Origin of the sequence: Micromonospora sp. B006 (assembly GCF_003408515.1) — a bacterium.
In the GTDB taxonomy this organism is placed as follows: Bacteria; Actinomycetota; Actinomycetes; order Mycobacteriales; family Micromonosporaceae; genus Micromonospora; species Micromonospora echinospora_A.
This window is the reverse complement of the sequence record NZ_CP030865.1, coordinates 2,494,936-2,520,268: the sequence shown is the minus strand read 5'-3', so window position 1 is coordinate 2,520,268 and position 25,333 is coordinate 2,494,936. Positions and strand designations below refer to the sequence as shown.

Below are 25,333 nucleotides of genomic sequence, written 5' to 3'. Positions count from 1 at the left end.
GCTACCTCACAGCTGGCCGGGGAAGAAACCGTGCCGGGCCAGCGGCTCGACGATCTGGTGCTCCTCGTACGACAGGTGCGACAGCAGCGTGTCGGTGAGCAGGTCCACCGCCTCCTGGAGCTGCGTGAAGTCGCCGGGCCGCCGGACCAGCTCCACGAGCGCCCGGTCGACGCTCTCCACCACGCCGTGGATCACCACGTGCTCCTCCTCGAGGCGGTCCAGCACGGCCGCCAGCCCTGCCTCGGAGCGGCGCAGGTGCGGGAAGATCGAGGCGTCCTCCAGCCCGTGGTGCTGGGTGACCATGGTGCAGTACGCCGCGCAGTACGCCCCGAGCGTCCAGTTGTTCTGCCGCATGGTCATCTCGTTCAGCGCGGCACGCGCCCGGCCCGGCGAGACAGTGCCTCGCTTGACCTGTTCCAGCAGGTCGCGCACCTGGGCCAGCTCCTGGCGCAGATGGTCGTGCACGTCCACCAGGTGCTGCCCGGCGGCCTGTCCCCGGGCCGGGTAGACCTGTCCGGCCGGTGGCGGCGGGGCGGTCGGCCGGGTCGACTCGTCCCAGGGGCGGCGCGCGCTCAGGCGTACCCCCGGGTCTGGGGTGGGAGTGACCGCCAGCGTGGCCGGCCCGCCGGTGGCGGCCGTCTCGTCGGCGACCGCGCGGGCGCCGCTGCCCGGCGCGGTGCGCTCGGCGGCGACCAGCTCCCGCACCGCGGGCGCGACCTCCTGGGCGAAGATCTGGATCGCGCGGGGCTCGTCGCTGCCGAGGATGAACGTGGTGACGCCGTGCTCCAGCGTGAGCCCGGCCAACTCCTCGACCCACTGCTCCGGCGGACCGGCCAGGAAGCCGGCCGACGAGCGGGCGAACGTGCCGTTCACGTTGAGCATGCGGCGGATCTCGGCCGGGTCGCGCCCGGCGGCCTGAGCGCCCTCGTCGACGAGCGCGTTCAGGGCGGGCAGCTCGTCGGGCCCCTTGGGCAGGTAGGACAGGGAGGGCAGCCAGCCGTCGGCGGCGCGGCCGACAAGGCGGAGCATGCGCGGCTTGTACGCGCCGACCCAGATGCCCACCTGATGCGCGGGCGCCGGGCCACGCTTGGCGCCGACCACCCGGTAGTGCTCGCCGTCGACCCGGATCATGCCGCGCCGGTCGATGTCCCAGACCTCGCGGATCACCCGGATCGCCTCGTCCAGGGCCTCGACTGCCGCGCCGGGGGACAGGCGCCGCCCGCCCGTCGCCTCGATCGCGTCCCAGAACGCGCCCGCGCCGAGCCCCAGCTCGACCCGCCCGCCGGTGAGCAGGTCCAGGCTGGCCACGCTGCGGGCCAGCACCACGGGCTGCCGCAGCGGCAGGTTGAGCACGTTGCCGGCCAGGCGGATACGTTCGGTGGCGGCGGCCACGTAGGACATCAGCGTCCAGGTGTCCAGGAAGCCCGGCTGGTACGGGTGGTCCTGGAACGTGACCAGGTCCAGCCCGACCTGCTCGCAGAGCGTGGCCAGCGCCACCACCTGGTCGGGCTGCCCGGCGGCGGGGGTGATGAAGCCGCCGAAGGTCAGCTCGTGTCCGTGATCGGTCATCCGTCCGGCCCTCCCGTGATCTTGCTCAGCCCTGCCACCGTAGCTCCACAGGTGGTAGCCCGGCCGGGTGAACAGGGTCACAAGAAGTGGATGATCGTCGCAAATCGTCCATAACGTCGGTTCCGTCCGCATTCGTGGACACCGTAGGCCGGAAACGCCTAGTCCCGCCTCCGGCCGCGGTTACCGGACGTCGTGCGGGAGCGGGGGAACCACACGTACCACGGTGCCTCGTCACCTCGGGGTGAAGCCGCCACCGGCGGCCGGGCTCCTCGGCCCGAACCCGACAGCTCACCTCGTCGGCGTGGAGGAATCCACATGTCAACTGCATACTCGGCTCGAAGCCGCCGTACGGCTCTCGGAGCGGTGGTGGCCGGCACCGCCGTCGGCGCCGCGACCCTGTTCGGCCCGGCCGCTCCGGCCAGCGCCGGCGTCAACTGGGACGCGGTCGCGCGCTGCGAGTCAGGCGGCAACTGGAAGATCAACACCGGCAACGGGTACTACGGCGGGCTCCAGTTCTCCCGCGCCACCTGGAACGGCTACGGCGGGCAGAAGTACGCCGCCCGGGCCGACCTGGCCAGCCGGTCCGAGCAGATCGCCGTCGCCGAGAAGGTGCTGCGCGGGCAGGGCATCGGCGCGTGGCCGGTCTGCGGCAGGAAGGGCGGCTCGGCGAGCGCCGCCGCGACCCGGTCCGAGCGGGCCACGCCGAAGAAGGCGAACCCGAAGAAGACCACCTCGAAGCAGACCGCCCCGGAGCGGGCCGCCACGCGCAGGGCCGCGCCGGAACGGGTCGCGACGAAGGCGGCGCCGCGGCCGGCGTCCGGCGTCGGGACGTACGTGGTCCGGCGCGGGGACACGCTGTCGGAGATCGCCGTGGCGCAGCGCGTCGACGGCGGCTGGCGTGCCCTGCACGAGCGCAACCGGGCAGTGGTCGGCGACGACCCCGGCCTGATCTTCCCTGGTCAGCGGCTGCTTCTGCGCTGACCTGATCCGGACGCCCGGCCGGTTCGCCCCGGCCGGGCGTCCGGCCGTCCGCGACACGCCGTGTCGCCGGTGTCCGGCCTGCTCCCGGCGCCGGGACACGGCCCGCGACGGCCGGTGACCGCGATTCGTCGGAGCCGGTTGTTAGGGTCACGATGATCGGCTAAGACGTGAAGAAAGCGCGGATATGACCAACGACCCGTTCTCGGCGGCCGCGAGCCTCGACGAGCTGCTGACCCGCACGCAGCAGGCGCTCACCTCGATGCGCTCCCGGTCCTCGGCGCACGCCGACGGCGAACCGGCCGACCTGCTGCGCGCCGAGGGCACTGCGGCCGGTGGGCGGGTCCGCGCGGTCGCCGTCCAGGGTGGCCGGCTGGATTCCGTGACGATCGACCCGGAGCTGGCCGGCGAGCCCCTCGACGTCCTCAGCGGACACCTCGTCGCCGCCGCCAACGACGCGCTGTCCGAGCTGGACGCACAGGTCAGCGCGTCGGCGCGAGCCGACGCCGACGCGCTCGCCGCCCGGCTCGGCAGCATGGGCGACCAGGCCGAGCTGTTCGGCCGCGCGATGCACGAGGCGGCCGCCCGGATCCATCGTGACCGCGGCACCTCGTCCCGGGCCGGGCGCCCGGCCTGAGACGACGAGGCGGCCGGCCGCCGGGAGGACGACGACCGGCCGCGCTACGCCACGGTCAGCTCAGGGTGACCGCGGTGTCGTCGACGACGAAGGACGTCTGCAGAGAGCTGTCCTCCACGCCGCTGAACGAGATGGTCGCCGTGGTGCCTGCGAGCGACGAGACGTCGAAGGATCGCTGCACGTACCCGGTGGCCTTGTTCAGGTTGGAGTAGGTGGCCAGCGTGGTGCTGCCGGCCTTGACGGTGAGCTTGTCGTACGCGGTGCTCGTGGTCGTCTCCGCGCTGTCGATGTGCAGCCAGAAGCTCAACGTCGCCCGGCAGCCGGCCGGGATCGTCACCGACTGACTGAGCGTGTCGGTGTGCGACGAGCCGTACCCGTCCAGCCACGCCTTGTACGAGCCGCCGTGCGCCGCCTGGCCGCTGTCGGTGGTGATGACGCCGGACGAGGCGGTCCAGCTCACGTTGCCCGACTCGAAGCCGGGGTTGGCGAGCTTGTTGCCGGAGCAGCCACCCGACGGCGGGGTGGTGGTGGCGGTCGGCGTGGGCGTCGGGGTGCCGCCGGCGCAGGTCGGCTCACCCGACTGGGCCGGTACGCTGACCGCGGCCCAGGCCGCCTTGACCGCATTGAACTCGGTGCAGCTGCTCGGGTAGAGGTTCTTCGCCGCCTGCAACGTCCAGACGCGGTACTTCAGGTAGGACGAGGACGACGTCTTCAGCAGCATGGCGTTGTACATGATCTTGATGGCCTTCTGGATACCCAGACCGCTCACGCTGCTGCTGTTGCAGGTCGAGCTGGACGGCTGCCCGTTGGTCGGGCTGCTGCCGTTGGCCAGCAGGTAGAACCAGTGGTTGCCCGGCCCGGCCGCGGCGTGCACCTCGGTCGACGGGATGCTGCTGGAGTAGCAGTTCGGGTCGCCGAGCGCCGACGGGTTGTACATGTTGCGGATCGGGCCGGAGCCGACCAGGTTGATCTTCTCGCCGACCAGGAAGTCCGGCGCGTCGTAGCTGGACGGCTCGTTGGCGAACCACTCGGTGGCCGCGCCGAACGTGTCCGCCACGAACTCCTGGGTGCCGCCGCCGGAGATGCCGCCGGGGGTGTAGTCGTCGATGCCGTGGCCGATCTCGTGCGCCACCACGTCCAGCGAGCCGATCCACTGACCGGCGGTGTTCTTGCCGATCTGTACCTGGCTGCCGTCGTAGTAGGCGTTCTGGTCGTTGAGGCCCACCCGGATCGGCCAGTAGCCACCGTTGCCGTTGGCGCCGTTGCGGCCCAGCCACTGGGCGAGCATCTTGTGCTCGGTCTGCGCGGAGAACAGCGCGTCCACGCAGCCGGTCTCCTTGTTGGTGGCGGTGCCGTTGCCCCACACGTCGTCGGAGCCGCTGAACGTGGTGTTGTTCGCCGAGTCCTGGCAGCTCAGGTTGGTGACGGTCGGGTCCTTCATGGTGTACGTGGAGCCCGACTGGGTGGTGTTGAGCGTGAGCGGGCTGGGCCCGTTCCAGGCGCCGGTGCCGGTGCCGCGCACCACGTGCTCCTGCTTGCGCAGGACCGCGCCGGTGCGGGCGTCGACGTCGACGGTGAGCCGGCTCGGGCCGTCCGCGCTGGTGCCGCGTACCGTGGTCTCCCAGGCCAGCGCCGGTGCGGCGCCGAGCGTGTAGACCACGAGCGTGGTGCCCTCGACCGCGCTGACCGTCTTGAGCTGGGCGCGCGCCGTGGTCGCGGCGGCGGCCTCGGTCAGCGCGGGCGTGGTGGCGAGGGCGCCGATCGGCCGCTGCTGCGCGACCGAGGCGTACTTGAGGTTGCCGGCCGAGTCGGTGGCCAGCACGAAGTCGCCGCCGACCACGGGCAGGCCCTTGTACGTGCGCTCGTACGGCACGTACTGGGTTCCCTCGGAGGAGATGACCGGCTTCTGGACGAACGCGTCGTCGGCGCCGGCCTGCAGGTACGCGGGGCGGCCCGCGACCATGGCGCGGGCCGAGTCGGCGGCGGCCGCTCGGGCCTGGGCCGGGTTGGGGGCGGCGGGCCCGGGTGGCGCGGCCTGCACGGCTGCGGCGGTGCCGGCGGCGATCACGCCGGCCGCAGCCGCGCCGGTGAGCGCGGCGAGGCGAGGTGAGAGTTTCACGGAGGTTTGCTCCTGTTCTACAGGCGCGCCGCACGAGCCCGGTGGGGACGGGCGGCGCGGTGGTGCGAGGCAGGGTGACGGCCGGTCACCGGAGCTGCCGGCGTGGCTCCGGGTCGACAGATCGACCGTCGCGAGTCGCCGGGGGTCGGCGGTTCGCTGGTGCACAATCACACGCCGCGCGAGCCGTGAGCAATGGGTGACCTGGGCAACGACTGACAGTCGGGCGTGTCGCCGCGCGCGTCGTCCCACGCAACCATGATCTTCAATAGGCCCTGATCAGGGCGAACATCGCCGACGGTGGATGGCTGCCCGTGCAAATTGCGGACGTTGCCTATGTGCGCGAATGGCGCACATAGACGCGAGGTCGCCACCGCCCGAGCCGGCCACGCCGCGCGGGCCCGCCGCCGACCGGGGCCGGGCGGCGTGGCCGCGTCAGCGTGGGCCGCGGGTCCGCGTCGGCGCGACGGTGGGCGGCGGCGGCAGCGAGGGCGTCAGCGTGGGCCGCGACGTCGGCCGACCGGTCGGCTCCGGGCTCGGACTGGGGCTCGACGGGGTCGGGCTCGGGCTCGGCGAGCCGGACGGCGTGGGCGCGGCGGTGGACGGCGGCGGCGCCGACGCGGTCGGCTCCGGTGTGTCGCCGGGGAACTTCGGCTCACCGAAGCGGTACTTGCCCGGGTCGAGTTTCATCGCCTCGGTGGCCTTTGTCATGAACTGCCGCCAGATCGGCGCGGCGCCGGTCGAGCCGTACACCTCGTAGCTGCCGTCGCTGGTCCGCAGTGGTTTGCCGTCGGTGGTGCCCAGCCACACCGCCGAGGCCAGCGCGCCGGTCCAGCCCACCATCCAGGTGTGCACGTTCTGCGTGGTGCTCTGCCCGGCCTGCCAGGTTCCGGTCTTGCCGGCGGAGTCCCAGCCGTTGTCCAGCTTGGCGGCCCGGACCCGGCGCAGCGTCCAGTCCAGCTGGTCGAGCGCCTCCCGGTCCAGCCCCAGATCGGTGGTGCGCAGCTGCTCGGTCCACACCTCCTCGTCGTCCTTGCTCACCGAGCGGACGAAGTGGGCGTCGGCGCGCTTGCCGCCGGCCGCGAACGTGGCCATCCCGTTCGCGTGGTCCTGCACGGTGATGCCGTACTGCCCGATGCCGACCTCGGTGGAGAACCGCTTCGCCACCTCGTCGGCGGGGTCGCTGCGCAGGTCGACGCGCTGCGGCCGGGGGTTGCCCCGGACCGTCTCCCACATCGACTCCACGCCCGCCTGCCGGGCCATCTCGATCACCTTGTCCGTGCCGAGCCGCTCGGTCAGCTCGAAGTAGGTGACGTTGAGCGAGGCGACAGTGGCCTCCCAGAGCGCGCAGTCCGGCTGGCAGGGCGCGCGCTCGGCGTTGCGGATCGGCCCGGCCGCGCTGCCCTTGGTGCGCCCCGAGGCGGGGAACTCCTTGGTGTCCGGCGCGTCGAACCGCTCCTTCACCGAGATCCCGTCGCGTACGGCGGCGGCCAGGTCGTACACCTTGAACGACGACCCCGGCGGATGCTGGCCGAAGCCGCGGGCCTGGCCGTCCTCGTCGGAGTACCAGCCCGCGTAGTCCGCGCCCGAGCCCTTGTCGCCGCCGTAGTAGCCGAGCACCCGGCCGGTGCCCGGCTCCACCGCGACCAGCGCCGCCTGCCAGTTCCTCGGCTGCCCGCGCACCGCTCGCGGGGCGGTGTCGCGGCGGATGTCCGCCGCCGCCTCGGCCGCGTCCTGCACGCGCTTGTCGATGGTGGTGACGATGCGGTAGCCGCCGTCGCGGATCACCTCGTCCGGCTTGCCCCGGAACGGCTCGGTCTGGCGCAGCTCGGCCAGCACGTGGTTGACCACCAGGCCGGTCGGCCGGTCCAGGTCGGACCGGCCCGCGTCCTTGTCGATCGGCCGGACCGTGTCCGGGTACGCGAGGTCCGCCGCCTGTTGCGACGTCAGGTAGCCGAGCTTGACCATGCCGTCGCGGATGTAGTTCCAGCGGTCGATCGAGTTCTGCCTGGCCAGCGCGTTGCGGCGCGGGTCGTAGCCGGGCGTGCCCTCGGGGTCGGCCGGATCCGCCTCCGGCTGCTTCACCATGGCGCAGAGCACCATCGCCTCGGCCTGGGTGAGCTGCCGCTCGGGCGGCGCGTCCCGGCGCACCGTCTTGCCGAAGTACGTCTGCGCGGCCGCCTCGATCCCGTACGCGCCCCGGCCGAACGGCACGGTGTTCAGGTAGAAGCCGAGGATCTCCTCCTTGGAGTACGCGTCGTCGAGCTTCCAGGCGATCACCGCCTCGCGCAGCTTGCGGGAGTAGGTGACCCCGCGCAGGTCGGCGGCGATGCGCGCGTACTGCTGGGTGAGCGTGGACGCGCCCTGCCGCTGGCCGCCGCTCACGTTCGCCCAGGCGGCGCGCAGCACGCCCTTGAAGTCGATGCCGCGGTTGGTCCAGAACGTCCGGTCCTCGGCCGCCACGATCGCCTGCTTGGCCGAGTCGTTCATCTGGTCGTACGGCACGATGGTGCGGTTCTGCGCGCCCAGCTTCGCCATCGGCGTGCGCCCGTCGGCGTAGTAGACGGTCGTCGACTCGGGCAGCTTCAGGTCGCTGGGCGTGGGCACGCTGTCGAAGTAGTAGCCGCCCGCGACCAGCCCGCACCCGGCCAGCAACACGCAGACCGCGAGGACGACCGCCAGGCGCCGCCGCTTGCGCTTCGGGCTCGCGGCGGTGGCGCCGGCCGGTCCCCGGGTCTCTCCCGTTCCTCGCACCGTTACCTCCGGCTGCTCGGCGAAGTCGTGCCCGGCTCGCAGGCTAACCGAGCCGCGGCGACGGCACCGGCCGACGACGTCGGCCGGTGCGGCGGGAACGGGCGTGCGCGGCCCGTAACTCCCACCGCTGACCGGCGGCGGGAGTGGACCGGCTGCCGGCAGTCGGCGAGCCGGAACCGGGGCGGCTGAGCTGCCGCCCCGGCCCGGGTCAACCGGTCAGCGTGCCGCCCAGCGGACGGCACGGCCGTCGCGGTCCGCGCGGCCGGGGCCGCGGTGGCGTACCGGCCAGCGGTCGTTGCCGCCGCCCGCACGCAACGGCGTCGACCGCCACAGCGCCCGCAGCTCGGTGCCGTCCGGGGCCGCGAAGGTCTCCTGTGCGGTGTAGCCGAGCCGCCGCAGCAGGTCCTCCTGCTCCCCGGCGCACGGGTGCGCGTACGTGGGCAGGCTCAGGGTGTCCATCCGGCGCTGCGCTCCGGCGAGCGCCTCCACCGCTCCGCCCCGGGGCGCGGCCAGCAGCGCCAGGTGGTTGTGCGGCTCGACCGGACGCCGGGCGCTCAGCGACTCACCGAGGCGGCGGAACCGCTCCTCGTGCGGGCCGGCGGCGGCGGCGAGACGATCGGCGTACCGGTGGGGCGCCGGAATCGGCCGGTAGCGGTGGAACCACACGGTGGCGGCGCTGCCGTCGGCCAGCAGGAACGCGTCACCGAAGAGAAGCGCGTGCTCGGTCCAGATCCGCGCCACGGCGGCGAGGACCGGCAGGCGGCGCGGCGCGTCGGGGACGAGCCAGCCGGCCAGGGCGGTGGGCATCAGGGCCTCGGCGACGAGATCGGCGATGCGGCCGATGTCGCACCACCGGGCGCGCGCGACGGGCAGGGCAGTGCTCATGAACGAACTCCTGTTTCACAGGCTTGATCGGGTCGGTTGCGGGCGCCGGACGACGGCGCCGCCGCGCGAACGCGGCAGTCGGGCGGGGCACGCCCGTGATCCGGATCGAAGGTGGTGCCTGTGGAGCCCGCTCAGGCGGGTCTGGTGCCGGGCCGCGACGTGCGGGAGGCCGGCAGGCGTTCGTGTGCCGGGCGCCCGTACTGGTGGGCGAGCGTCGGCAGCCCCCAGCGGCACGCGTCCGCGTCGGCCGCCTCGCTGTGCACCGCGCCGCCGGCGTGGCTCGCGCCGTCGAACGGCTGCGGCGCGACGGGTGTCGGCGCGAAGTCGGCCGCCGTGCGGACGGCCGGTGTGCCGGTACGGACGGCGGCCCCCCGCGGTCCGACGGCGAAGGCCCGTGTCTGCGGGCCGACGGCGAAGGCCCGTGGCTGCGGGTCGGCGGCGACCGGAGCGCTGGCGCTCCCGGGGGCGGGTGCCGCCGTCGGGGCCCGTGCGGCGGGATCAGCGGGGCCGGTCGGATCAGCCGGGTCAGCGGGGTCGGCCGGATCAGCGGGATCAGCGGGATCGGTCGGGTCGGCCGGACCGGGCGCCGGCGCCGCCGGTGGGTCGAGCAGATCGGTCACCGGGCTGAGCGGGTCGAGCACCGGGTCCAGCGGCGCGACCGCCGGTTCCAGGCCCCGCCACACCGGACCGAGGATCGGGCTCAGCGGCTCCACCACCGGGGACAACACGTCCGCGACCGGTTCGAGCACGTCCTCCGTGACCGGGCCGGTGAGCGGGCGCAGGACCTCCGCGACCGGCGTGAGCAGGTGATCGCGTACCGGGTCGGTGGTCGGGCGCAGACCCTCGGTGACCGGCGTCAGCACGTGGTCGCGGACCGGCGTCACCACCGCCTCGACGACCCGGCCGGTGACCGGCGTCGCGGCGACCGGCGCCGTCGGCCCGGCCTTGGCCGGCGAGGCCGGGGCGGGCGCCGGCGCGTCGGTGCTCGCCGTGGCGTCGGAGGTGGGAGCTGTCGTGCCGGATGCCGGCGCGGCGTCGGACGTGGGCTCGACGCCGTCGGACAGGGACGCCGGCAGGCCGAGAACCGCGTCGAGCGTGTGGGTGAGCGCCTCCACGGCGGCCGTGAGCGGCGGGCGGTCGGCGGCGTGCGCGGCCGAGCCGGCCGCGGCCTCGTGCGCGCCCCAGGCGACGGCGACACCGCCGAGCAGCAGACCGAGGCGCAGCGTGTAGTGCGCCACCCACCCGGTCCGTCGCGTCATCGCACACCCTCCGGATCCGCGCCCGGCGGCGCGGATCATCGCCCGCACTGTACCGAACGTGGCCGTCCGGGCACAGTACGCCGCGAGCCGGTTTCGGGCGCGTCGCGTTCCGGGCGCGTCGCGCCGGGCGCAGGCGTGGGAGGCGCGCGCTCCGGGTACAGCGGGGCCATGAACACGAGCACGGCCGAACGCCCGGACGCCGCCCCCGCCGTACCTCCGTCCGGTGTGGTCGCTGTTGTCGCCCATCGGAAGAAGACCTTCGGGGGCGGCCTCGACGAGCTGCGTTCGCGGCTCGTCGGCGCCGGCGTCGGGCGGCTTCTCTGGTACGAGGTGCCGAAGAGCCGCAAGGCCCCCAAGCGGGTCCGCGCGGCGCTGGACTCCGGCGCCGAACTGGTGCTGGTGTGGGGCGGCGACGGCATGGTGCAGCGGTGCGCCGACGCGCTGGCCGGAAGCGGCGTGCCGATGGGCATCCTGCCGGCCGGCACCGCCAACCTGTTCGCGGTCAACCTCGGCATCCCGGTCGACCTGCCCGAGGCGGTACGCATCGCGCTGCACGGCCGCCGCCGCGAGCTGGACCTCGGCCGGATCAACGGGGAGCACTTCGCGGTGATGGCCGGCGCCGGGTTCGACGGCGACCTGATCCGTGACGCCGACCGGCAGCTCAAGGGCCGGTTCGGCCGGATCGCGTACGTCTGGACCGGGCTGCGGCACGTGCGCGGCGAGTGCGTGCGGACCCGGATCCGGGTCGACGGCGCGGACTGGTTCGACGACGAGGCGAGCTGCGTGCTGTTCGGCAATGTCGGCACCATCACCGGCGGCATCCCGGCCTTCGACGACGCCCGCCCCGACGACGGGGCGCTGGAGGTCGGCGTGGCCACCGCCAGCGGCGCCGTGGACTGGGCGCGCACGCTGGGCCGGATGGCCGCCGGGCGCTCCGAGGAGTCGCCGTTCGTGCGGATCACCCGGGGCCGCAAGATCACGGTGCGGTTCGACGCGCCGAAGACGTACGAGCTGGACGGCGGCGCCCGCGGCAAGGCGAAACGGCTCAAGGTCAAGGTCGTCCCCGGCGCGCTGACCGTGTGCTGTCCCGACCCGCCGGACTGACCGCCCCCGCCCCGGGGCAGGATGCGGGAATGCGCGACGACATCCGCGACTACCTGGACGAACTGGTCCACCGCTCCCGGGACGTGCTCGGCGACGGCCTCGTGGGGGCGTACGCGGCCGGGTCGGTCGGGCTGGGCGCGTACCAGCCGGGGCGCAGCGACGTGGACGTGGCGCTGCTGGTCGCCGGGCCGCTGCCGGCGGCGGCCAAGCGTCTGCTCGTGGACCGGCTGCGGCACGAGTCGCTGCCCTGCCCGGCGCGCGGCCTGGAGCTGGTGGTCTACCGCCGGGACGTGCCCGCCTCCGGCACCCCGGAGCCGGGCTTCGAGGTCGAGTTGAACACCGGCGCCACCATGCCGTTCCGCGCCACCTACGACCCGGCCGACCGGCTCGCCGCCGACGGCCGGTTCTGGTACGCGCTGGACCGCAGCATCCTGCGCCAGTCCGGCCGGACGCTGCTCGGCCCGCCCGCCGCCGACGTGTTCGCCGACCCGTCCCCGCAGGAGCTGCGGGCGCTGCTGGCCGACGCGCTGCGCTGGTGGCTGGCGCTGCCCACGCCACCCGGCGACGAACCGGCCCCCGGCGCGGAGGACGCGGTGCTCGGCGCGTGCCGCGCGCTGGTGCGCAGCCGCGACGGCGTCTGGCTGGGCAAGGTCGACGCCGGGCTCCGGGTCGCAGCCGACGACCCGGACGCCGCGCTGCTCCGCGCCTCGATCGACGCCCGCCGGGGCGGCACGCCGCCGTCCGGTCCCGCGGCGCGGGCGTTCCAGCGGCGGGTGCTGGGACAGCTCGGCGTTTTTGGCTGAGCTGTCTGTTCGGGCTGGCTGGTCACTGCGCAAGCCATCAAGCCCTCGATCCTGCTCCATGGGGCAAGTGGCTCGCTGCCGGAAGCAGTTCCGCATCGAGTGGGGCGTCGTCGCGGTACCCGCAGCAGTCTGCGGCTGACGAACAGTTCAAATTTGATTGCTGTCGGTGCATAAATTATTCCTATGAAGTTCGTCTTGGGTGACCACTTCGTTCGCTGTGGCATACCCAGACTTTACTAGTAGGTCCGCCGCTTCGACGGGCATCTCGGAATAGAGAACGATCGCCAGACTCTCTATGGCTCTTGAAGCGCAAACGTATAAAAGCTTCCGGGTGCGTTCTAGGACGGTCTCCTTTCCGGCTGATGCATTGGCTCTGTCCGTGGCAGAGAGTGGTCGCAGCCCCAGTAGCTTCTCATAGGAATATAAAGGCCAGCGTTCCTCGTTGTCATCCAGGACAACAATCACGCGGGAGAATTCGGCACCTTTGGTGCCATGCTGAGTGGAGTAAGGTGATGAGCGATTAATGTAGGCAATGTACCCATCAAGCTCGCGAATGTCGCAAGCCATCAAACTTTCTAGTACTAGTTTCGTGGATTCGCTTAATGTCGCGCCATTATCATTCGCCGGATCCAAGAATGCTGCCAGTCGAGGGTCTAGCGTTACGAGCCGAGCGTCGTAAGCAATGCGTAGTGCGCGCTCGATCGAGCCTTGCCCGCCGCCTAGAACCACACTCCTAAGTTCGCGCAGCGCTTCTCTTGACTCTTGAATCGCCCGCGCAACAGGCACCCTCTTGAGAAGATCGTCGCTAAGCGCGGTGCCTGAGCGACGTACGGCAGCAGCCGGGACATCTCGCAAGGATCCCGCGCACAACGGCAGAATATCGTCCGTCAGGGCCGTTAGCGGCCATGCGCTGCCCTCGTCAAACGAATCGCCGATAGAGCCGGCGCCCTGCTGATGAAAAGCGTGGTAGAGATTTTCGAACCCGAGCCTCCGGGCCGCGAGCTTGTGCATAATCAGGAGGATCTTCGCACCCTCTGGCGGGTCGGAACTCCAAGGCCCGGATGCGCTATGGCGATCGAGCCATTGTCGAATGAGCTGCAAATTTTTATTACGATTGGACTCCGACGAGAGCGTAAAGAAGAAGGCTTCGCCGGCAATCTTCTGGCCGTCTGGCAAGCCAGATACCTGATGTAAACCATCCGCACCAGCCCGGATGTGATTAATTACCTCTAGGACCTTCAGCGACGACCTAAAGTTCTCAGGTTTTTGGATTGTTTTCCAGCCATGCGCGCTTGGAAGCTCACCCGAGCTGCCGAAGTGAATTCTTTGCATTGGATCGCCAAAAAGGCCGAGGCAGATTCGCTCGGGATTCAATTGGTGAACATGAAGTAGTGCTGCTAGAACTTTGGGGTCTGTATCCTGGCTTTCGTCTACAAATATGAACGGGAACCTGTTCGCGACGACACGGGCTAAAAGCGCCTTACTTTTGAGAAGGGATGGAACCATAGAGATGACGTCGGCGTGGCCGATTACGCCTCGGGCATAGTCAGCGCCGACTCCGTAAGTCCATTTTTTGATGACCTTCGCGCCTTCAAGTTGGCGAAGACGCTTCTCTAAGTTCGATTGAGCGCTCGCTGAATTGCGTTTATTCGATGCTTTCACCTTATCTTTCAGTTCTTTTATTCGATTTTCAATGTAGTCGTTCACCCAAATTCCGATATCCTTCTGGAAGGGCGCAATAACCTTCCAAAGGAAGCTGTGAATCGTCGATACATGCACAAGGGGATTGCTTCCAACCTCACGGAATATCTCACCTGCCGCAATCTCCGTGTAAGTTATGCAGGCTACTTGCTGAGTGCGGCTTCTAAGCTGCTTGCCTCTTGAGGCTGCGACATGAGCAAGAGCCTTAACGAGCGACGTTGTCTTTCCTGAGCCGGCACCAGCAATAACTGAAAAACTTTGAGCTGGTTCAGCGTCGAGAACGCGCCGGATCTCGATATCGGCTTCGGTGTCAGGAGCCTGGGACCTGGCCGCGGCCATCTATTCTTCACCAAACTCACGTAGGTCGTCCCTGGCGGCTAACGGCTCAGAATCCAGGACTAGCTCAGATGTCAGCCACTGAAGCCCTTCAACAATGTATCTGGGGGCCGACCATGAGCTCGGATCTTTGGCGATTAAGCCGAGCGCAAAGGCGGTTTTGTCGAAAGTCTTGACGCGATTGTAGATAGCTCCGTGCAGATCTTTCAGAGAGAAGGATGATGAATTAGGAATTACTAGGCCCAACTCTCTTTGGCTTTCATCCTGGCACCATTCCATGTTCTCTAATGCGAAAGCCTCCTCGAATGTCCTGCCAGCTAGCTCCTGATGACCGTTGGCCCAGACGACCGCGTGCTCTGTCTGGTACGCAATCCGTACTCTGCCGGGTGAGCCGTCTTCGCCAGGGGGGCATTTGTCTTTATCGCTTAAAGCTAGAAGCTGCTTGACCTCACCAGTCGACGGAAGCCAAGTGCGTAACGTCTCATTGGAGGTGATTGCCTTGGGAGTTGTTGTCATGCACGAGGACCCAGCTTTCTGAGGGGGGTCCTCCTGATCCTCACCGTGCACGCTGTCTAGATCCGTGATCACCAGGGTCGTCAAACCTAAGAACTCCAAGAGGCTCTTGAACTTGTGGGCAAAGGCCCCTCCGAGTTCCATTATCGTCAGGTGGCAGGCGCGCAACTCTCGAACCGAATTGTGAATGATTAAAGGTATAAGGAGGCGCTCAACATTTCCTTCGACGAGTATAGCTGCGTCAGCGAAAAACAGGTCGCAGTGGGTTAGTTTTAGGTACCTGCGGATGAAGTCGCGGGTCCCTTGCTCCTCGTTGTTATGAAAAGTCGACAGGTTGCGTACGTCGCTATGGAGAATGTTCCCGTCGGGGCCGGATCGTTTAAAGTATCGGATCGGCTCGAAGTTCGACTCATAAATTACGTGCGACGAATGCGTTGTTACGATCATCTGTGTTGTGAAATCTGGGGACGTCTCCGGCAATATGTCGCGTATCTTCCGGACGAATACCTGTTGTAACTGCGCGTGTAGATGAGCCTCCGGCTCTTCAATCATGACCAGGTGGATTGGCGGAATCTCGTCCTCTGCCTCAGTCCAGGCGTGATGGAAGTCAAGTACCTCAACAACCATGTAGATTAGATTCTTGAATCCCAGTCCGTTGTAATGATCAGGAAGTGTGGCGCCAGTGGTTGATCCAGCCTCCAGCCCGGTGGAGGGCAGTGCATAGTGAATCCGCGCGCTAGTGTTCAGAATGCTTTCGGGGTTAAAAGACGCCTTGATCACCAAGCTCGGGTTGGTCAGGCCCGGATATCCGAGCTGCGTCAACTTGTCTAGGGTGGGTCCGAAGACATTTGCAAAGTGAGCATTCAGCTTCTCCTCGGATTCCATGATCGCGTCGAAAGCTGCGATGTCGTCGTTCCGCTTTTCAAGGTTTCGGGTATAGAAGCGACTGAGTCGCTTTGAGAGCTCCTCCGCTCTTCCGTGAGAGTCTGCGTCCGTTAGGTGTCGCTGTGCACTCAGGAAGTCAACGCGGATCAGCGACTCCACTTTCTTTGCTGTCCCGGAATCCGAAAACCCAAGTACATGAGGAAGATAGTTCCCTAGCGGTAAGCCGCTGGAATCGCACAGGTCATAATCGAGTACGGAGTAGCGAATCACGTACTCGTTCCTTAATCTGCGCGTGAGATAGTCCGTGAGGTTTTCTGGCCACGGTTTGTAGCGGGACCCGGGGTGTAGTGCTTGACTGTGGATATTGTTGAGGGACTCGTGGAAATTTGCCAGGAGTGACGTAGGATCCCTTGGCATGTACTCAAGGCGCACTCCTACAGGTTGACCGTCCCATTCGAGACTCGGGATTAGATCGACAATGCGGTGGAGGTTGCCCTCGTCGACTGTGAACCATAAGTCCAAAGTAATTCTTGGCAGGCCGCTTTCGGGGTCATCTGTCTCTGGGTCGAACTGGTTGAATAGGTCCCAGCAATCCGCGGTGAAGTCATACAGCTGGAACCGGCCGCGCTGGTTTCCCAGGAAGAGCGGAAAGACATGTGTTGCTGAGGTCTTGCCACTATTGTTGGCCCCGACGAAAATCGTTGTTTCCTTGTCGAGGGTGACATAGGCGTCCTTGAGGCGTCGAAAGTTCTTGATGCGAAAAGAGTTGATGTGCATAGCCCTGCCCGCTTGTTGGCATGCTGACCGTCGCGGAACAACTCTTGCACATCGGATGCAGTTGTTGTTGCAGGCTCGTTCGGACGCGTGGCTTGCCTTGGCCGCCCGTCGGCGGCTTTGGGCAGTACGGCGGCTGAACGGAGGTCCACCGTAAGTGCGATTGCAGGAATCGACCGTCTGTATGTGGGTAAGGAATCGGGGTCTGATGCTGAAGGTCCGTTGTCTTATTCACGACAGTACTGCTGGTGCGACGCCATCCGAGATTGCCGAGCGTTCGCCGGCCGGGCCCACGGCGTGCAGCGCGCCGGTCAGCGCCAGGTAGTCGATGTCGCGCCCGGCGCTGTGTGCCGGTGGCCCGTCCTGTCCTCAGCCGGTCATCCGCCCGTACACGAAGCGAGGGTTGCGGCGAGGCAGCCTTTCGGGCGAGGCCGAGTCGTTCGGTTACCCCGGGCCGGAAGCCCTCGACCTGCTGAACCGCAGCCGCCGCGATCGCGGATCTGAAGCAACCCGGCGCGTGGCCTGGGACCGATAGCAGACCAGCTCGATCACCTTTTTTGCAGGATTCCGCCTACTGTTGGGCCGGGGGAGGTGCGGTGATCATGACGGAGCTGAGCGCGTCCGCGCGGGCCGGGCTGGAGTCGGTGGTGCCCGGCGGCGTGGCGACCCGGGCCGCGGACCGGCTGCGGATGGCCCACGACGCCTCGCACTACCTGCTGCACCCCGGCGCGGTGATCACCCCGTCCGACGCCGGTCAGGTCGCCGCGCTGCTGGCGCACAGCCGCCACACCGGCACGCCGCTGACGTTCCGCTCCGGCGGCACAAGCCTCAGCGGCCAGGCGGTCACCGACCGGCTGCTCGTCGACGTGCGGCGGCACTTCCGCGACCTGAGCGTGCTCGACGACGGACGGCGGGTGCGGGTGCAACCGGGGGTGGTGCTGCGGCAGGTGAACGCCCGGCTCGCGCCGTACGGCCGCAAGCTCGGCCCCGACCCGGCCAGCGAGTCCGCGTGCACCGTCGGCGGCGTGGTCGCCAACAACTCCAGCGGCATGACCTGCGGAACCGAGTTCAACACGTACCGGACGCTGGAGTCGCTGGTGCTCGCGCTGCCCAGCGGCACCGTGCTCGACACCGGCGCCCCGGACGCCGACGCCCGGCTGCGCGCCGCCGAACCGGCACTGCACGCCGGGCTGCTGCGGCTGCGCGACCGGGTACGCGGAAATCCCGACTCGGTGCGCCGCGTCCGCGCCCAGTACGCCATGAAGAACACCATGGGGTACGGCGTGAACGCGTTCCTCGACCACGACGACCCGGCCGATCTGCTCACCCGGCTCGTGGTGGGCAGCGAGGGCACGCTCGCGTTCGTCGCGTCGGCGACGTTCCGCACCGTACCCGTGCACCGGCACGCCGCGACGGGCCTGCTGGTCTTCGACTCCCTCGGTGCGGCGATGGCCGCCATGCCGGCGCTGGTGGCGGCCGGGCCGGCGGCGGTCGAGTTGCTCGACGCCGTCGCCCTGCGGGTGGCCCAGCGTGACCCGAAGGCGGACGCCGCGCTGCGTGGCCTGGCCGTGCGGGGGCACGCCGCGCTGCTCGTGGAGTGGCAGGAGTCCGACCCGCAGGCGCTGGCCGCGCGGGTCGCCGACGCCGGCCCGGTGCTCGCCGGCCTGCCGTTGAGCGCCCCCGCCCGGCTCAGCGGCGAACCCGCGGCCCGGGCCGCGCTGTGGCACATCCGCAAGGGCCTGTACGCGGCGGTGGCCGGCGCCCGCCCGTCCGGCACCACGGCGCTGCTGGAGGACATCGCCGTGCCGGTCGAGGCGCTCGCCGGCACCTGCGCGTCGCTGGCCGACCTGTTCGAGCGGCACCGGTACGCCGACAGCGTCATCTTCGGCCACGCCAAGGACGGCAACCTGCACTTCATGCTCAACGAGCGGTTCGACGGCGGCGAGGCCCCGGCACGGTACGCCGACTTCACGGAGGAGATGGTCGACCTGGTGCTCGGCCACGGCGGCACGCTCAAGGCGGAGCACGGCACCGGCCGGGTGATGGCCCCGTACGTGCGCCGCCAGTTCGGCGACGAGCTGTACGAGGTGATGCGCGAGCTGAAGACGCTCTGCGACCCGGACGGCGTGCTCAACCCGGGCGTGCTGCTCAGCGACGACCCGGAGATCCACATGCGGCACCTCAAGACCGTGCCGACGGTGGAGGAGGAGGTGGACCGCTGCGTCGAGTGCGGCTACTGCGAGCCGGTCTGCCCCAGCCGCGACCTCACCACCACGCCCCGGCAGCGCATCGTGCTGCGCCGGGAGATCGCCGCCGCGCAGGCCGCCGGCGACACCGCGCTGGTCCGGCAGCTGACCGACGCATACGACTACGACGCGGTGCAGACCTGCGCCGTCGACGGCATGTGCGCCACCGCCTGCCCGGTCCTGATCAACACAGGTGACCTGGTCAAGCGGTTGCGCGCGCAGGAGTACGGCCGGGCCGCGTCGACCGGCTGGCGGACGGCGGCCCGTCGCTGGGGCGCCACCACCCGGGGCATGGCACGCGGACTGGACCTGGCCGGCGCGCTGCCCGCGGCGCTGCCCGAGGCCGCCACCCGGGCCGCCCGCGCGGTGCTCGGCGCCGACCGGGTACCGCGGTGGCAACGGGACCTGCCCCGGGGCGGCACCGCACGCCGTCCCCACCCGGCCGACGACCCGGACGCCGTGTTCGTCCCCTCCTGCCTGGGCACGCTGTTCGCCCCGGCGCAGGGCGGCACCGGCGTGGCCGCCGCGCTGCTCACGCTCGCCGAGCGGGCCGGCGTACGGCTGCTCGTGCCCGACGGCATCGGCGACCTCTGCTGCGGCACCCCCTGGTCGTCCAAGGGACTCACCGACGGCTACCGGACGGTGCGCGACCGGGTCCTGCCGGTGCTGCGCGCGGCCAGCCGCGACGGCGCGCTGCCGGTGATCAGCGACGCCGCGTCCTGCACGGAGGGCTTCGAGCGGCTGCTCGACGGCGCCGCGGACGTGCGGGTCGTCGACGCGGTCGCGTACACCGCCGGCACGCTGCTGCCCCGGCTGACCGTGCGCCGCCGGATCGGCTCGCTCGCGCTGCACCCCACCTGCTCGTCGGTGCGGCTCGGCCTGGACGACGCGCTGCTCACCGTGGCCCGCGCGGTAGCCGACGAGGTGGTGGTCCCGGAGGGCTGGCAGTGTTGCGGCTTCGCCGGGGACCGGGGACTGCTGCACCCGGAGCTGACCGCGTCGGCCACCCGGGCCGAGGCCGCCGCCGTCGCGTCCCGGCCCTTCGACGGGTACGCCTCGGTGAACCGCACCTGCGAGATCGGGCTGGCGCGGGCCACCGGGCAGCCGTACCGGCACCTGCTGGAGCTGCTGGCCGAGGCCACCTCGCCGTAGCGGTCCGGCGGAGTGGTGTGTCGTCCTCCCGAGATCGACACCAGCTCGGGGAGGTGGTGGGGTCCGGGTGGGTCGGATGGCACCACTTCCCCGTACTGGTGTTGACCTTGGCCCTGGTTGGGTGACTTGGTTTTCGTGAGGGGGATGCCGCCACTTCGGCGAGGTGGTGTTGACCTTGGTGGTGTGGGCTCCCGGGTGCGGGCAGGTCATGCGTGATCGACACCAGCTCGGGGCAGTGGTCTGGTCCGGGTGGGTTGGATGTGACCACTTCCCCGTGATGGTGTTGACCTTGGCTTGGCCGGCTGCGCGGGGGGTTGCGTGATCGACACCAGGTCGGGGAGTGGTCCGGTTCAGGCAGGTCCGATGTGACCGTTTCCCCGTACTGGTGTTTGGCCCTGGCGTCGGTCGAACGCCGGCTCCTCGTGTGATCGACACCAGCTCGGGGGAGTGGTCTGGTCCGGGTGGGTTGGATGTGACCGTTTCCCCGTGATGGTTTTGACCTTGGCTTGGCCGGCTGCGCGTGGGTTGGGTGATCGACACCAGCTCGGGGGAGTGGTCTGGCCCGGGCGGGTTCGATGTGGCCACTTCCCCGTACTGGTGTTGACCTTGGTGTCGGCGAGTGCCGGCTCCTCGTGTGATCGACACCAGCTCGGGGGAGTGGTCTGGTCCGGGCGGGTTCGATGTGGCCACTTCCCCCACTGGTGTTGGCCTTGGCCTCGGTCGAGTGCCGGTTGCTTGCGTGATCGACACCAGTTCGGGGAGGTGGTCTCGTCCGGGTGGGTTGGATGCGGCCATTCCCCCGCAGTGGTGTTGACCTTGGCTTGGGGCGGGGGCGCGTGGGTTGCGTGATCGAGGCGGTGTGCCGGTTGAGGGAGGCGTCGGTGATGAGCGGCCCGGGTGCCGTGAGCTGGGCGGGCGTACCGGGGTCTCGATTGCGGGCGGGCCGGGGGCAGCAGGGCTTACGGTGCGAGAGGGGGAGTCCACGGGAGGGGTGACGCGGTGGCGGCCGGGATGTTGTCGGGGCGGGTCGCTGTGGTCACCGGCGCCGCGCGCGGGATCGGCCGGGCCGCCGCGGTCGCGCTGGCCCAGGCGGGCGCGGACGTGGCCGGCATGGACGTCGCCGGGCCGGTCAGCCCGATCCTGGACCTCCCGCCCGCCAACGCCGGACGACCTGGCCGAGACCGGCCGGCGGGTGACGGCGGCCGGCGCTCGCTGGTCGGCGCACGTGGCCGACCAGCGCGACATCGGGGCGGTACGGGCGGTGGCCGAGGTGGTCGAACGGGAGCACGGCGGCGTGGACGTGCTGTTCGCCAACGCCGGCATCCAGGCGTTCGCGCCGCTGCTGGAGATGACCGACCAGCACTGGCACGACCAGATCGACGTGAACCTCACCGGCGCCGCCAACGTGCTGCGGGTGTTCGCGCCGCTGCTGGTACGGCGCGGCGGCGGGCGGATCGTCATCACGTCGTCCACCCAGGGGCAGCACGGCACCACGAACGGGTCCGCGTACTCGGCGTCCAAGTGGGGCCTGATCGGGCTGATGAAGTCCGCCGCGCTGGAACTCGGGCCGCACGGCGTGACGGTGAACGCGGTGATCCCGGGGCTGGTCGACACCGCGCTGACCCGGCACCGGGACCGTTACGTGCAGGCGCTGGTCGAGGCCGGGAAGTCACCGTCGGGTGACCTGGCCGAGGTGGAGCGCGAAGCGGTTGAGGCGCTGCGGGCGAAGACGCCGCTGGGCGTGCCGTGGGTGGAGCCGGAGGACGTCGCGCCGCTCGTGGTGTTCCTCGCCTCGGACGCGGCGCGGATGGTCAGCGGCACGTCGTTCGCCGCGACAGCGGGCGACAGCGCCCACGTGACCGCCTGACCTCGCCGGGCCGCCGCCGACGGCCGGCACGGTTAGGCTCGGGCGATGCATCGATCGCGGTTGTACGCCCTGATCATCGACGCGCCGAAGGACGAGGCGGGGGAGTCCGCCGCGTTCTGGTCCGCCGCGCTCGGCGCGGACCCGCGTACCGATCCGGCCGAACCGGAGTTCACCGGCCTGGCCGACGTGGTGCCAGGGCTGGTCACCGCCGTGCAGTCGGTAGACGACGCGCCCCGCTACCACCTCGACATCGAGACCGACGACGTGGCGGCCGAGGTCGAGCGGCTGCGTGGGCTGGGCGCCACACCGGTGTCCCGCTGGCTCGACTGCCACGTGCTGCGCGCGCCGGGCGGGCATCTGCTCTGCGTCATCCCGGTGGCCAGCGACGGCGAACTGTTCGAGGCCACCGCCACCCGCTGGCCGTGACCCTGGACCTGAGTCGGCGCCCCGGATGCCAACCGGCTCCCCCCGAGGGCAACTGCGCCCCGGAGGGGACCCTCGGCCCGGACGTTGACCTGCGCCCCGGATGTGGACCGGCGCCCCGGATGTGGACCGGCGCCCCGGCGGTGAGCCGGGGCGCCGGAACCGGTGCCGTCAGAGGTACGGCAGCGTGACAGTCGAGCTGTTGCCCACGCCGAGGATCGTGGGCGCGCCGCCGATGGCGTTCCACACCTCGACGCGTACCGTCCCGCCCGACATGTTGCCGAGCGTGCCGGTGGCCGAGAGCAGGCCCTGGGTCTGCCGGTAGCGCTCCGCGCCCGGGATCGGGTCGGTGGCGAAGTACCGGTAGGTCTCCACCCGCTCGACGCTGCCGTTGCCGGTCAGGTCGTAGGAGACCCGGATCTGGACGCCGTTGCCGACCGCGGTGCCCGCGTCGACGGCCAGGTCGAACGCGGTGGCGCCGCCGGTGAACGTGCCGGTCAGCCCGGTGGCGGTGAAGACCTGCGGGTTGGCCGGCGTGCCGTCGTGGTTGCCGTTCGCCGCCGCCACGTTCACCGTGCCGGCGGTGCCGGCGTTGCCGTCGAGCCCGCCGCCCGAGCGCAGGTACCGGACCGGCTTCAGCGGGCTGCCCGTACCCGTCGGGCTGGGGCTGGCGGAGGTCGGCGTGGGACTGGCGGTGGTCGGGGTGGGGCTGGGCGTCGAGGTCGTCGGGGTGCCGGTCGGCACGGTTCCGCCGCCGGTGGCGTTGCCGCCGCTCCAGGTGTACGCCCCGGAGGTGGCGGTCTTCCCGGCCGCAACGGTGAGCGTGACGCCGTTGGAGAACGTGACGGTGAGCGGGCGGGCGGTGATGTTCGACGCCACGTAGGTGCGGACGCCGTTCTTGACGAACACCTTCGCCAGCGGGTGGTTGGCGGTCACTGTGGTGTCCACGGTGCCGAGCGCGGCCAGGTTGCGGATCCAGTGGAACGTGTGCGCCTTGCTCTCGCCCTCCTCGCTGGTGAATCCGCTGTTGGCACGGAAGTTGCGCAACGCCTGCTCGCCGTCGCCGAGGGCCAGGAACTCCCAGATGATGTCCTGCCACACCGTCGGCGGGCCGCCCTTGTTGGTGACCAGCTCGGCGTAGTTGGCCTTGACGTACTCGGGGAAGTCGCCCAGGTAGAGGTGACCGCCGGTGATCGGCAGCATGTTGATGCCCTGGATCATCTCCGGCGCAGCGGAGAACCAGGTGGAGTACGACCCGCCGTCGCCCCACACCATGCCGACGGTCTTGTGCCCGAACGCGGACGGGAAGTTCTGGTCGTACACGTCGAACCAGTACTCGGAGATGGCGGCGGACTGGGTGGTCCACAGGTAGACGCCGGCGTCGCGGACGGCGGTGTCGCCGGTGGCCTGACCCCACTGGATCAGCGCGTTGGCGAAGTTCATCCCCTCCGACGAGGACTCCTGGTTGTTGCCGGCGAAGAACGGCGCCAGCCCGGAGGCCCAGTCGTGCCCGGCGTAGATGTCGAAGTCACGCAGGTAGGGGAAGCGGCTGTCCGCGCGGTCGTAGTTGTTGGCGTCGCGGATGAGCAGGTCGACCATGCCGCCGTAGCGGCTGTCGTCGGCCCAGCCGGGGTCGAACTTGGCGACCGTGGCGGCGGCGGCGATGAAGTAGCCGTAGTGGAAGTGGTGGTCGTTGAGGTCCTCGTCGGAGCCGTACGAGGCGGGGTAGCCGATCAGCGTGCCCCAGTTGCGGTCGTAGTAGAACAGCTGGCCGCTCTCGCCCGAGCCCGCGGTGAGCCAGTTGGTCAGCCGGTTCTTCATCGCGGTCAGCGCGGAGTCACGGACCGAGGTCTGCCCGAGCTGGTCGGCGATCTCGGCGATCCGGGCGGCCCGGCCGAGTCCCTTGCCGGCCCAGTACGTGTCGGGGCCGCTGACGCCCTCCGGGTTGCCCTGCTCGGCGTTCAGGTAGCCGGTGACTGTGGACAGGTCCGCGCCGCTGGAGTCGCCGACGGCGGGCACCTCGGGCAGCACGCCGGTGAAGCGCATCGTGGTGGTGAACGACGGCACGCCGGTGAGGATCCGCATGGCGCCGCGCGCCGAGACGTACGTCTGGCTGATCGGGGTGGCGCCGGTGAGGCTGCGCCACTGGTGCGGGTAGAGCGCGACCACCGTCTTCGTCTCGCTGCCCTCGCGGGGCGTGGTGGTGAACGCGTACGTGGTGCGCACGGTGCCGGCGGACGGGTCGTAGGAGTAGCTCATCCGGGTGCCGGTGACGTGCGCGTGGGCGTAGCGGGCGTAGGTGTCGGCGAGCGCGGCCCGGTCGCCGCCGCCGGGCAGCGCGGCCACCGAGAAGTACGCCTTGCCGGCCAGCGTCGAGCTGATGCTGGTGCCGTTGACGGTCCAGGTCGCGCCGGTCGGCGCGTACGCGACGTAGTCGTGGCCGCGGACGGTGAAGCCGATGGTGGCGCCGGAGTTGCGCCAGACGGTGGGCGTGCCGGCGGCGGTGAGCTGCGCGGTGCCGCCGCTGACCGTGTAGTAGCCGATCGGCAGGCCGTGGCCGATGGTGGCGCGCATGGTGCGGCTGCCGTCGCTCCAGTCTGCGGTGACCGTCCAGTCGGTCCAGCCGGCGGCCTTGACCACCGGCGCGGCCAGGCCGGGCATCCCGACGCGCACGTCCTCGGTGTACGGGTAGTGGAACTCGCCCACGCCGGTGGCGGTGCCGCTGATCGCCGGCGTGGTGGTGTAGGACAGTCCGAGCCCGTTGTTCTCGGCCTTGTACGCCAGTGGATGCGCGTGCAGGACCTCGCTGCCCGTGCAGTTGTTGCGCTTCCAGATCAGCGAGGACCACCAGTCGTTGGTGGGGATCGCGCCGGCCGGCGCGTCGGCGGTGGTGAACGTCCTCGGGTTGGTGCTGATCGCGCCGCAGCCCTTCGGCAGCAGGGCGCCGGCCGGTCGCGTCTCGGTGTAGCTGCCCGCGCCGACGGCGCCGGCGGTGGCGGTGCCGCCACCGCCGACGACGACGCCCAGCAGGCCGGCGGCGAGCACTGACGCGGCGACGAGGGCGGCGGCCCGACGGCCGCGCCGCCGGGCCGGGGACGGGACGGGCGTCGCGGGTACGGGGTCGGGGGAGAAGTCCCGCAGGAGGGTCATGGAGGTCCCCTTCACGGAGGAGAAGCGGGGGTACGGGGTGATGGTCGATCGCTGTGAGAGCGCTCTCTTGGGAAGGGACATTAAGGTTCGGGTTACGGATCCGTCAATGTCCTGTTACCAAAGAGAGCGCTCTCCGTCGCTGTGGTTGACCCTCCGCAGCAGCCTCCCGTACGCCCGGTGA

Annotated in this window: 15 protein-coding genes, 1 pseudogene and 1 riboswitch; of the genes and pseudogenes, 7 read left to right on the top strand and 9 right to left on the bottom strand. The window is 70.1% G+C overall.

The window, feature by feature from the left end:
- Window positions 1-6: 6 nt before the first annotated feature.
- Window positions 7-1,569: an LLM class flavin-dependent oxidoreductase gene (locus MicB006_RS12045; protein WP_116506024.1), complete on the bottom strand. Its 1,563-nt coding sequence runs from the start codon at window positions 1,567-1,569 to the stop codon at window positions 7-9.
- A 145-nt stretch (window positions 1,570-1,714) separates the two neighbouring features.
- Window positions 1,715-1,886, top strand: a riboswitch (cyclic di-AMP (ydaO/yuaA leader).
- On the opposite strand from MicB006_RS12045, the gene MicB006_RS12040 reads away from it, so the two are divergent.
- Together MicB006_RS12040 and MicB006_RS12035 are read left to right on the top strand one after the other, a co-directional pair.
- On the top strand, window positions 1,885-2,550 hold the full coding sequence (locus MicB006_RS12040; protein ID WP_116506022.1) for a transglycosylase family protein: 666 nt from the start codon (window positions 1,885-1,887) through the stop codon (window positions 2,548-2,550). (Overlaps the previous riboswitch by 2 nt.)
- A gap of 184 nt (window positions 2,551-2,734) precedes the next feature.
- Window positions 2,735-3,184 (top strand): YbaB/EbfC family nucleoid-associated protein, encoded by a 450-nt coding sequence (locus MicB006_RS12035; RefSeq protein WP_116506021.1) that lies wholly within the window; start codon window positions 2,735-2,737, stop codon window positions 3,182-3,184.
- 55 nt (window positions 3,185-3,239) lie between these two features.
- Here MicB006_RS12035 and MicB006_RS12030 read toward each other — a convergent pair whose 3' ends face one another.
- The 4 genes from MicB006_RS12030 to MicB006_RS12015 form a co-directional block, all read right to left on the bottom strand.
- Entirely contained in the window at window positions 3,240-5,303 is a 2,064-nt protein-coding gene (locus MicB006_RS12030) for a M4 family metallopeptidase (protein ID WP_116506019.1), read from the bottom strand.
- Between the two features lie 432 nt (window positions 5,304-5,735).
- Window positions 5,736-8,054 carry a transglycosylase domain-containing protein gene (locus MicB006_RS12025; RefSeq protein WP_116506017.1) on the bottom strand — a complete coding sequence of 773 codons (2,319 nt, stop codon included), beginning with the start codon at window positions 8,052-8,054 and terminating at the stop codon, window positions 5,736-5,738.
- A 216-nt stretch (window positions 8,055-8,270) separates the two neighbouring features.
- Window positions 8,271-8,939 (bottom strand): hypothetical protein, encoded by a 669-nt coding sequence (locus MicB006_RS12020; RefSeq protein ID WP_116506015.1) that lies wholly within the window; start codon window positions 8,937-8,939, stop codon window positions 8,271-8,273.
- Window positions 8,940-9,070: 131 nt separating this feature from the next.
- Window positions 9,071-10,198, bottom strand: coding sequence for a hypothetical protein (locus tag MicB006_RS12015; protein WP_225980710.1), 1,128 nt, complete (start codon window positions 10,196-10,198; stop codon window positions 9,071-9,073).
- 168 nt (window positions 10,199-10,366) lie between these two features.
- Between MicB006_RS12015 and MicB006_RS12010 the strand changes: the two genes are divergently transcribed.
- The gene (locus MicB006_RS12010; protein ID WP_116506013.1) at window positions 10,367-11,302 is read left to right on the top strand and encodes a diacylglycerol kinase family protein; all 936 of its coding nucleotides are present in this window, start codon (window positions 10,367-10,369) and stop codon (window positions 11,300-11,302) included.
- A gap of 29 nt (window positions 11,303-11,331) precedes the next feature.
- Window positions 11,332-12,105: a nucleotidyltransferase domain-containing protein gene (locus MicB006_RS12005; protein WP_116506011.1), complete on the top strand. Its 774-nt coding sequence runs from the start codon at window positions 11,332-11,334 to the stop codon at window positions 12,103-12,105.
- A gap of 147 nt (window positions 12,106-12,252) precedes the next feature.
- Here MicB006_RS12005 and MicB006_RS12000 read toward each other — a convergent pair whose 3' ends face one another.
- The 3 genes and pseudogenes from MicB006_RS12000 to MicB006_RS32310 form a co-directional block, all read right to left on the bottom strand.
- Window positions 12,253-14,145, bottom strand: coding sequence for a UvrD-helicase domain-containing protein (locus tag MicB006_RS12000; RefSeq protein WP_116506009.1), 1,893 nt, complete (start codon window positions 14,143-14,145; stop codon window positions 12,253-12,255).
- The gene (locus MicB006_RS11995) at window positions 14,146-16,317 is read right to left on the bottom strand and encodes an ATP-dependent endonuclease (RefSeq protein ID WP_116506007.1); all 2,172 of its coding nucleotides are present in this window, start codon (window positions 16,315-16,317) and stop codon (window positions 14,146-14,148) included.
- A 270-nt stretch (window positions 16,318-16,587) separates the two neighbouring features.
- Window positions 16,588-16,810 (bottom strand): annotated as a pseudogene (locus tag MicB006_RS32310) (CoA transferase); the annotation flags it as partial.
- A gap of 106 nt (window positions 16,811-16,916) precedes the next feature.
- On the opposite strand from MicB006_RS32310, the gene MicB006_RS11985 reads away from it, so the two are divergent.
- From MicB006_RS11985 to MicB006_RS11975, 3 genes are all read left to right on the top strand, one after another.
- Entirely contained in the window at window positions 16,917-19,712 is a 2,796-nt protein-coding gene (locus MicB006_RS11985) for an FAD-binding and (Fe-S)-binding domain-containing protein (protein WP_116511376.1), read from the top strand.
- A gap of 1,192 nt (window positions 19,713-20,904) precedes the next feature.
- The gene (locus MicB006_RS11980) at window positions 20,905-21,579 is read left to right on the top strand and encodes an SDR family NAD(P)-dependent oxidoreductase (protein ID WP_255419522.1); all 675 of its coding nucleotides are present in this window, start codon (window positions 20,905-20,907) and stop codon (window positions 21,577-21,579) included.
- A 45-nt stretch (window positions 21,580-21,624) separates the two neighbouring features.
- The gene (locus MicB006_RS11975; protein WP_116506006.1) at window positions 21,625-22,005 is read left to right on the top strand and encodes a VOC family protein; all 381 of its coding nucleotides are present in this window, start codon (window positions 21,625-21,627) and stop codon (window positions 22,003-22,005) included.
- Window positions 22,006-22,173: 168 nt separating this feature from the next.
- Here MicB006_RS11975 and MicB006_RS11970 read toward each other — a convergent pair whose 3' ends face one another.
- Window positions 22,174-25,152, bottom strand: coding sequence for a glycosyl hydrolase (locus MicB006_RS11970; protein WP_116506004.1), 2,979 nt, complete (start codon window positions 25,150-25,152; stop codon window positions 22,174-22,176).
- Between the last annotated feature and the right edge of the window lie 181 nt (window positions 25,153-25,333).